Origin of the sequence: Shewanella sp. SW24 (genome assembly GCF_025653395.1) — a bacterium.
Classification (GTDB): Bacteria; Pseudomonadota; Gammaproteobacteria; order Enterobacterales; family Shewanellaceae; genus Shewanella; species Shewanella oncorhynchi.
Genome location: NZ_JAKKSH010000030.1, coordinates 47,631 through 56,353, shown reverse-complemented (window position 1 = coordinate 56,353; position 8,723 = coordinate 47,631). Strand labels below are relative to the sequence as shown.

The following is an 8,723-nucleotide window of genomic DNA, read 5'->3' as shown; positions in this document are numbered from 1 at the left end:
TAATGCCGTTCACTTAAGAGTGAACGGCATTTTTCTTTGGTCTAACCGGAAACTTGTTTTTGCTCATTTTAAGAACTCGTGGATATGCCCTTTCCCGTTTACCATCCAGCTTAAATTGCCGTGCATTTCGTTCTATATCCAATACGTCTCTCGGGACATTCCCCGGTGTTTGTGATGGCAGTTGTGTCAACTTGAAGATGATATAACTCGCCGCATCCCGAAAACTCAGTTGATTGGGGTGGACCGATGGCAAGCTTTTGGCCATCAGTAACATCTTATATCGGATTAGATTGTAGGCCAGCAGTATGCCCCACAGCTCTTGAGTCACCAGTTCTGGTAGCTGACTGCGGAGCGTAAAACGGCTCTCCAGTAGATGTTGTTTCATCTCTCTGTAGCCCAGTTCGATTTCCCATCGATGGGCATATAAGTCGACGATGTCTTCGCTGGGGTAACGCATCGGGTCAGTCAACGAGGTCAAAATGGCGACTGACTTACCTTTCACTGTCTTAGTCAATAAACGCGCTTCAAGAGTTTCAGGGAGCTGCGGCCATTTCTTTCTGGCTTGAGGTGTAGTGGTGAGTTTCACCCACTGGTCATGCTTTCCTAGCGTTCGCACCACCTCATATTGAGTGCCTTTCTTCAATGGCAACAACCAGTGGCTATCAGGTTGCGCTTGCTGCCAAGCGTGTAACAGGCCGAGCGAGTAAAATCCTCGGTCAAATAGGGTTAGGCTGTGATTGGGAATGCTAGGAATGAGCTGGGACGCTAAGTTCATTTCATTTTCAGCAACCGAATCAAAGGCGCTGTTGACCAACAAATGGCTGCTTAATTCCATCAAGCAAACCATGCGAATTTGCGGATAAGCCGCTTCGCCTGAAGCGTTTGCGGTACGCGCAAAGGCGGCTTGATTTTGGACACTATCGGGTGTCCGCCACACTACACCGTCAACACCATACAAGTTAAGGCCGCACCAATGAGGATGTTCAGCTCTCGCGTGCCAGGTATTCGGCCCAAATCATCGCGTCCATCGGCAATTTACGCCGTCTTAACGTCGCAACGCCCTGAGAGTCTAGACAAGATTGAATTAACTCAGGTTCTAACACATCTGCTAAGCAGGTGAATTCGGTTAGGCGGGTAATATGAGTACGGGCGAGTGCTTCTGAGAGTTGCATAAAAAATCCGATGACATGAGGTCATCGGATTTTGATCTTTTCAGCGAGATCGTCAAGCGATCTGTCTTAACTGATCGGCATTATCCCAAGGGACGCTTTTTTATTGAGCCGAATTAATGAGCTATAAACCATAGGCTATAAGAGTGACTCGCTCTCAAAGATGGCTTATCTCAGTCCGAACTCTGTGACGAAGTCAATACTTAGCCTACATAACTGAGGCCGATCACTTATTCGAAAAAACCACCAAATAACTGTTTAAGCCTTTGCTCATCAATGGGATTTTCGCCGCGCCAACCCGCTAGCGGTAAGATGATGTCAGAGCGGATACTGCCCGGGTATTTGATATTGCAGATCGCTTCAAATGGCGTAAATGCTTCATAAAGCGGCGTAACATAGGAATTTGGCATGATGCCAAGCTCAGCTAACACCGTCAGTTGGCCACGGAAACTGTACTTTTTAAATTGAGGAATAATCTTGGCTTTCTTCACCCTTTGCTCGAGTTTTCCGGGTGTTTCATCTAAAGGAGCCTGACGGATAGCTTCAATTAACGCACTGAAGATGGCCACATCCTCTATACTGGGTTTACAAGGCGATAGCGTACAAAACTCTTGTAATTCTATGAGATTGTGCGCCCAGCGCTCGTTCCACACACTGCCAGCGTAACAGGAAAAGATTTCTTGTCCCTGCTCAATCCAGTTAACGCGCTTGATGGAACACACAGGACAAATGTCACTATCGGTTGCCATCGAATGTTCTGGTAGCGCCTTAGCAAACAAATAACTGAGAATGGGTTGACGACCGCGAGGGAAGCTTGAAAAACCACATAAATAGGCCGCCAGTAAATTCTCCAGCACAAGATTCGGCTGCTTTAGTATCGCTTTATAGCCGAGCACCACATCATCATGACTCAGCTTAACTCGGTCGTTGACCGGATAGCCACTCTGTTCAATCAATGCGATTTCAGCATCAGATAGGCCTTGATAGGAGTAGATATAAGTTCCCGTATCGACATCAAACACATCGCCATTATCGATTCTTTGTTGATAACCATGCTCGTCTTTGCGGTACGACTTTTTATAATAGACTTTCTTTAACGCCTTAAATAATCCCTTATCCATTTACCACTTTCCTATTGAAAAAATTACCAAACATCACTTCAGCCTTTCAAGGCTGTGGCAATACTATCACTTTCGCGTTCAGCGCCCCACCTTATCTCAGTTAATTAGCAGACTCGATTAGCTTACTCAATTAGCCCATGTTATCGGCTCACACCATTGACTCATATGAGACTAAAACGAGCTTTTGGGTGATTGAGCAATCATTGCTTTAAAAACACCACGATATCTGGATACACACTGCAATAAATTGCAGCATTCGCCGTTCTTATAGCTGTCATCCCCATTCACGACCCAACAAGCGTACAAACCAGAGCCAATCGCTTGAATTGATAGAATAACCCATAACTAAGAGAGATTACTTATGCCGTCCCTACTACAGCGCTTTTTATTGACCACCAGCCTACTGCTTGGCAGTTTTACCACGCAAGCTCAACCTATCGCTAAGGATGAATATTCGGTTAGCCCACTGCTCAATGGCGAACAAATTCCCGCAATTACCTTACAAGATATGAATGGCCAAAGCGTTGATTTAGCAAAATTAACCGCACAAAAACCAACCATTTTCTTCTTTTACCGTGGTGGCTGGTGCCCCTTTTGCAACAACCAAATGGGGCAACTAAAAGCCATCGAACCTAAACTTATCGACATGGGCTTTCAACTGGTGGGGATTTCCACTGATACACCCGCACAGCTAAAGGCATCGGCCGCTAAAAACGAACTCAAATATCAGCTACTTTCCGATGAAAAAATGCAGGCATCGCAAGCCTTTGGTCTTGCCTTTTACACTAGCAAACAAGTCACTGATACTTATCTGAGTCGCTTAAAACTGGATAACCCACTGTGGACAACGCCCGAAGGCGATAAACGCTTAGTTCTGCCAGTGCCGGCAATTTATATTGCTGATACTCAAGGATTAATCCACTTCCAATATGTGAATCCCAACTATAAGGTGAGACCCGCACCTAAATTGATTCTGACGGCTGCCAGCCTCGTCGGTGCACCAGAATAATCCATCCCTCATCAAAGCAGCCGTTAAGAATCGTTATCGATTTAGCGGCCGCTTTGCTAAACTAGCTCCGCCGCAATCAATATCGTCCAAGTTCAAATAGATAACATCACTTCAGCCCGCGGCGGAGTCATAATGAATTCTCAAACCTATAACCAAGCTGTGCTCGAACTCGCCCTTGCGGGTCTTGCCGATTTAACCGCTTCAGCACAGACCAAGAAAGCCCAGCGCACCTCTGCGCAGGAAAGTCATTTTTTGTGTAATTGGATGGTCGAGTCCTTAAAGGAAAAACGCTTTTCTAAACTGGTAGCCGACGATCTCACGGCTTGGATACGTTTGGCTCGCAGCCAAGGTGCGGGCGCCGAACTCAAGCGTTTACTAGAAAGGATAGTGTATCAATATCAATCAATTGAGACATCTGAGCCCGCTTTAGGCACGGCATTAAATGCCATGATAGAAACCTTAAAACAAGCCGATTGGTTAGTCTTTACTGACACTGAAATCAGTGCCAAGCTGAAACTCGATGGTGATGGTCAATCTAGCTTAGTGATTGATGCCAAAGAATTTAATCAACATATTAAAGACAATCAGCTGATCAAGCCAATCAACTTATATGTCCGCGCCGATGAACAGACACTAACGCGTATCGCCCTGTCCCATGGGTTATTGCTCAGTCAAGGCAATAAAAAAACTAGCTTGATTAAGCACCATAAAACCTATCAAATTTTCCCTAATAATCAGCAACCAGCTTTGTGTCAGCTATTGGCTTAAGGTAATACCAATCGTATTAAATATCTGTTCATTCAGCGGGAGTTCAACGCGCTTTAGATAAGGCGAAGGCTTTCGGCATAGTGGTGCTCTGCCGAAAGCCTTAAACGCAGTATAAAGCGCGTTGCCATGTAGTGAACATCAGCCGCCCTTCGGGAGCCACACAGGCATCCCACTCCGGTGTTGCATTGACTTAAAAGGGAATAACCATTTCTGCGTCAATGCGCCTTGGATTGAGATGCCTGTGAGGCTCTGAACTGATTAGATATTTAATGTGATTGGTATAACAGCGAAAAGCAGAAAATAGCTTGAATATGGCGGATGTGACTGATTGTGATCCAATAAACAATTCATTCACATAGTTTAGGTAGAATGGCCATCGGATAGGCCTTGGCTAAAGCAGAGATAACAAGGATAAAAGCAATATGGTTAAGCGATGTTTGCAGTATAAACACTTAGTTCGATTTGCCTTGTTCACCCTTTGCTTGACTCAACAGCACGCCTTTGCGGAACAGCTCAAATACAATATCACTGGCTCCTATTCTTGGTATCCGTATTTTATCGGTGATCAAGCCGAGGCGCCGGGGATGATCACTGAGCTTATTCCGATGATTTTATCTATGGCTGAAATCAAAGGTGAAATCCTCGCCCTGCCGCCCAAGCGCACCAATAATGCGCTAGAAACCGGTCAACTCGACTTTGATATCGTCAGCCCCAGTTGGTTTGAAAAGCAGGATTTAGGGCCGCTGTTTGTCAAATCGGCCCCCATAATGCAAATCACTGAATATGTGGTCACATTACCAGAGAATGTCAGTAAATATAAAGATATCAGCCAGATAAAAGGCCAAGAAATAGGTACAGTGCGCGGTTATTTATATCACGACGATAAAGATTTTATCCGCGCAGACTTTACCTCAGAGCAGGAGCTGATCAAAGCCTTAGATAAACACAGAGTCAATGCCGTTATTGCTGGTAATTACCCGGCGTTGTATTGGTCGACTCAGTTGCGGATCCCAGTTGCACTGGCGGCAGTGCATTCTGATGGTGACTTAGTGTTTAGGTTGCGAAAAGAACATGCCGATTTGCTTCCTGCCATCAATCAAGCCATAGCGACACTGAAGGCCAATGGTAAAATTGACGAAATCATCAAAAAGTACACTCAAACGCTGGCAAGCTAATTTCACGCTAGCTATATGAGATATTTGCGATAAAAAAGCGCCCGAAGGCGCTTAATCAATATCAATAAGGTAGCAGAATCTCAGTTTGACCATTCACAAGGATCATAATTAGCGAGTACGGCCGCATAACTGTGACTCAATCCCAGAGTCGAGTAGTAATAACCTTTCCCCTGATTGTCCACTGCATAATGGATATCCTCGGCCCCAAGCTGTTGCGGCAATTGCTCACGCACATTGGCTAATGTAGGCTCATCATAAAGATAGGGGGCAAACGTCAGTACACTCTCCAGATAGACCTCAGTATGGCGGCAGCTATTGCGACGGATCTGGGCAATAATGGCCTCAAACGCTTCACCCCGCTCCAATGCTAACCATTGCTCAGCGTAACGTTCAACTATGCTTCTGTCGGAATAGAAGAAATACCGCTTATCCGACAAACGCATCTGCACATCCTTGTAAGCCTCATTGAGGATTAGGCGAATATAACTGTTAACCGTTTGCTCACTATCCCACTCGAGCCCTGCCACGGCGGCGATTTGCTCCGCCGTGACTAAGCGTCCGTGTTGGCTAAATACCCTGATATAACCGACAAGTTCAATCATAGTGTCCAACTATAGTGTTCAACTGGGTAACAGGCCTCGCGCCGCCAATCTATCGGCAACAAAACCTAGGCTAAACTTGTCGAGCGTGGCCCGAGTTGGCGCACCGGTTTGAATATCCCAACCAAAGGCTTCATAGAACATGTCCAGCGCCGTTTGCATGTCTGCGCGGTCCATCTTGATGGTGCCCTCTTGACCGAAGTTTTTATCTGGATTCAAATCATAAACCCAGTCACTGAGCACATCATGCTCTTCGCGCATATTGCTTTCATTCATTTGCAATACGGTTAAGGCACGGTGTAAATGCAGCACTCTTTCCGCCTTAAAGTCCAATTCCGTTTCTGTGGTTTCAATCCCAGTCACTAAACTGAACATCTGCGATTCAATAGTGCTATCGCCTTCATAGTTGCGATTTTTATCCGGTGATGCCAACAATGGGAACATCCAGTTACACAGTGTCAGAGAGTCATGTAATACGTTTTTCACCAGCGACCATTTTGCAAAACGGATCTTAGCCGCATTGATTGGGGTATACCAATTCACCTTATCGAATGCACCTTCACCCCATTTTTTCTCGGCAATCGCCACTGTCATATCGTGTGGCAAACCACTGTTAACTATGTTGATGTGGGAATGGCACTGAGCATCACGATTAAAGACGACGTTGATTAACGTACCCACCTGGCCCGCGGTTTCACTGGCATGGTGCACGGCAGCATTGGTTTTCTTGTTGAATACCTTAGTGGCACTTTCTTTATGAATATCCCAATGACCTAACTTGGGATTGGTTCCATCTAAACCCCAGCGTTTGATCAAATCATATAAGCCGTCGGCCATATGGGAGATTTCACCTTCTTTAAACGCCACTCGGCGATAAAAATCAAGTAAGAAAGCGGGATCTTGGTTATCCCAGAGCGCCCAAGGAATACTGTTAAATTCATCTTCAGGTAATAAATGCTTAAACATATCCTTTGTTTTTAGGAATTTAAATAGATGTGAAATGGAGCCATAGTTACACCAAATACCATAGTCATCGAGAATATGAGCCCCTAAAGCGCCCGCCATAGCATGTGCTTCTGTACCATTTTTGGTGCCCATTAAATACTGCGGTACGAGGAATCCCATACAGACGTTAGATATATGTTCGGTTTTACGACCGTATTTGCTTTTCAATTCAGGGACTTTTAGCTCGCAGAAGCAACGTATTGGGCATGAATGACAGCCTCCCGTACGCTTCATCCACTTATTGGCGTATTCCACACCTATGTAGCTCTCTGCCATTGAAGTTCGAAACCCAATACGATTGCGTTCATTCCATGGCACTTCGCCTAAATCGATTTCTTGATCGGCAGCGCCCCACTTCAAACCGGGCCGAGATTTCCAGCGGCTGATAGGTGCTGAGTACTCAGCCCAAGATTGCGGCGTTGAAGGAACGACACCATTATTGTTGGCACCGATAATACCTAAAATATGGTCATCTAAGGCACGCATCTTTTCATTATTGGCGGCGATTTTAACGGCGCCAGTGCCGATAATGCCGATCCCTTTACAATTTTTGGACCCCATTACCGAGCCATGACCACCTGCTGAGTGCCCGCCCTGAGTCATAATGACAGAAAGAGGCACTTGGTTTTCACCCGCTTGGCCAATCGCAGCGACTTGTGCATTGGGTCCCATCATTTGCGCGATCATAGCGTGGGTATCAAATATACCTTTACCCCATAGGGCATCGGCAGGTTCAATCGTGACCTTATCATCCACAATTTTAAGCCACACAGGACTGCTCGCTTTGCCTTCTATAGCAATCGCATCGAAGCCCGCAAATTTCATTGCGGGTGAAAAATGCCCACCAAAGTGACCATCGGCAATCAGATGTTTTTCAATTACGGGACTACGGGAAGTAATGGTTGTTCGTCCAGTACAAATAACGCCTGAACCCGTTAATGGTCCGGCAGAAAAGACAATAATATTATCTGGGTCGATTGCTGTAATATTATCCTTATGATCATCCCACAATATTTTATAACCAATCCCCATACCACCGATATAGTCATAATATTTATTGATTGGCTCATACCATATATGATTAGTTGTTAAATTAACTCTGAGGACTTTACCCGCCCAACCACCTATTTTATCACTCATATTATTTCTCCTGAATTTAAGAAACTAAGCCGGTATATTTTTCATATTGTTCTAATGCAGCTTCAGCCTCTTCCCAGTTATAAAATTTAATTGCACCTGTAGGACAAACTTGCGCGCAGGCAGGTTTACCGTTACATAAATCACATTTGACGGCTTTCATTTTACTGCGAACAACTTTAATGACTTGTTGAGGACACTTATCTGCACAATAACCACATCCGACACAACGTTCTTCATCAATCACTTTGGCGCCAGTTTGTTCGTTCGTTGAAATAGCTTGCTGTGGACAAACTTCAGTGCAAACTTCGCAGTGGCGACAAGTGGAAGGAACAACGGTTTTATCGCCGCATTCTCCTCGTTGTATTTCATAGTCAAATTGCACACCATGTGGGCCATAGTTCATATTTCTTTCTACTTTGACGCGGGCAAGTGTCGGACTGCTATCCCCTTCATGGTTCCAACCACAGGCAATTTCACAGCGTCTGCAGCTAACACAAACCGTAGGGTTCACCACCATGAGTCCACCAGGCATGACTTCTACTATCTCTTGGCTATTACTGTCACTGCCACAACCGGTCAGAAAACTTATTAATGTTCCGCTATAAACTGTACCGACAGCAACGCCCATACCGCCTTTAAGCATTCCTCTTCTGGTAATCATATTTGATCCTTTATTAGTCAAAGCAATATAATTAAAATATGCATACACTTTGATTCCCGACAATTTATGCTAAAGT

At 45.1% G+C, this 8,723-nt stretch carries 7 protein-coding genes and 1 pseudogene; 3 read left to right on the top strand and 5 right to left on the bottom strand.

Going from position 1 to position 8,723, the window contains the following annotated elements:
- Positions 1–13: 13 nt before the first annotated feature.
- Positions 14–1,172 (bottom strand): annotated as a pseudogene (locus L5M17_RS19250) (IS4 family transposase).
- A gap of 227 nt (positions 1,173–1,399) precedes the next feature.
- A complete protein-coding gene (locus L5M17_RS19245) occupies positions 1,400–2,290 on the bottom strand; it encodes a hypothetical protein (RefSeq protein WP_263148868.1) in 891 nt (296 codons plus the stop codon).
- 361 nt (positions 2,291–2,651) lie between these two features.
- Between L5M17_RS19245 and L5M17_RS19240 the strand changes: the two genes are divergently transcribed.
- The 3 genes from L5M17_RS19240 (at position 2,652) to L5M17_RS19230 (ending at position 5,242) form a co-directional block, all read left to right on the top strand.
- Complete coding sequence (locus L5M17_RS19240) at positions 2,652–3,299, top strand: peroxiredoxin-like family protein (protein ID WP_263148866.1); 648 nt, start codon at positions 2,652–2,654, stop codon at positions 3,297–3,299.
- A gap of 132 nt (positions 3,300–3,431) precedes the next feature.
- Positions 3,432–4,067 (top strand): DUF2913 family protein, encoded by a 636-nt coding sequence (locus L5M17_RS19235; protein ID WP_263148865.1) that lies wholly within the window; start codon positions 3,432–3,434, stop codon positions 4,065–4,067.
- 422 nt (positions 4,068–4,489) lie between these two features.
- Complete coding sequence (locus L5M17_RS19230; RefSeq protein ID WP_113939376.1) at positions 4,490–5,242, top strand: substrate-binding periplasmic protein; 753 nt, start codon at positions 4,490–4,492, stop codon at positions 5,240–5,242.
- Positions 5,243–5,322: 80 nt separating this feature from the next.
- Here L5M17_RS19230 and L5M17_RS19225 read toward each other — a convergent pair whose 3' ends face one another.
- Genes L5M17_RS19225 through L5M17_RS19215 form a run of 3 tightly spaced genes read right to left on the bottom strand, consistent with a single transcriptional unit; the run spans position 5,323 to position 8,647 of the window.
- Positions 5,323–5,844 (bottom strand): hypothetical protein, encoded by a 522-nt coding sequence (locus L5M17_RS19225; RefSeq protein ID WP_028761343.1) that lies wholly within the window; start codon positions 5,842–5,844, stop codon positions 5,323–5,325.
- 18 nt (positions 5,845–5,862) lie between these two features.
- Positions 5,863–7,986 carry an aldehyde ferredoxin oxidoreductase gene (locus L5M17_RS19220; RefSeq protein WP_263148864.1) on the bottom strand — a complete coding sequence of 708 codons (2,124 nt, stop codon included), beginning with the start codon at positions 7,984–7,986 and terminating at the stop codon, positions 5,863–5,865.
- 16 nt (positions 7,987–8,002) lie between these two features.
- Positions 8,003–8,647 carry a 4Fe-4S dicluster domain-containing protein gene (locus L5M17_RS19215; protein ID WP_105251824.1) on the bottom strand — a complete coding sequence of 215 codons (645 nt, stop codon included), beginning with the start codon at positions 8,645–8,647 and terminating at the stop codon, positions 8,003–8,005.
- Positions 8,648–8,723: the final 76 nt, after the last annotated feature.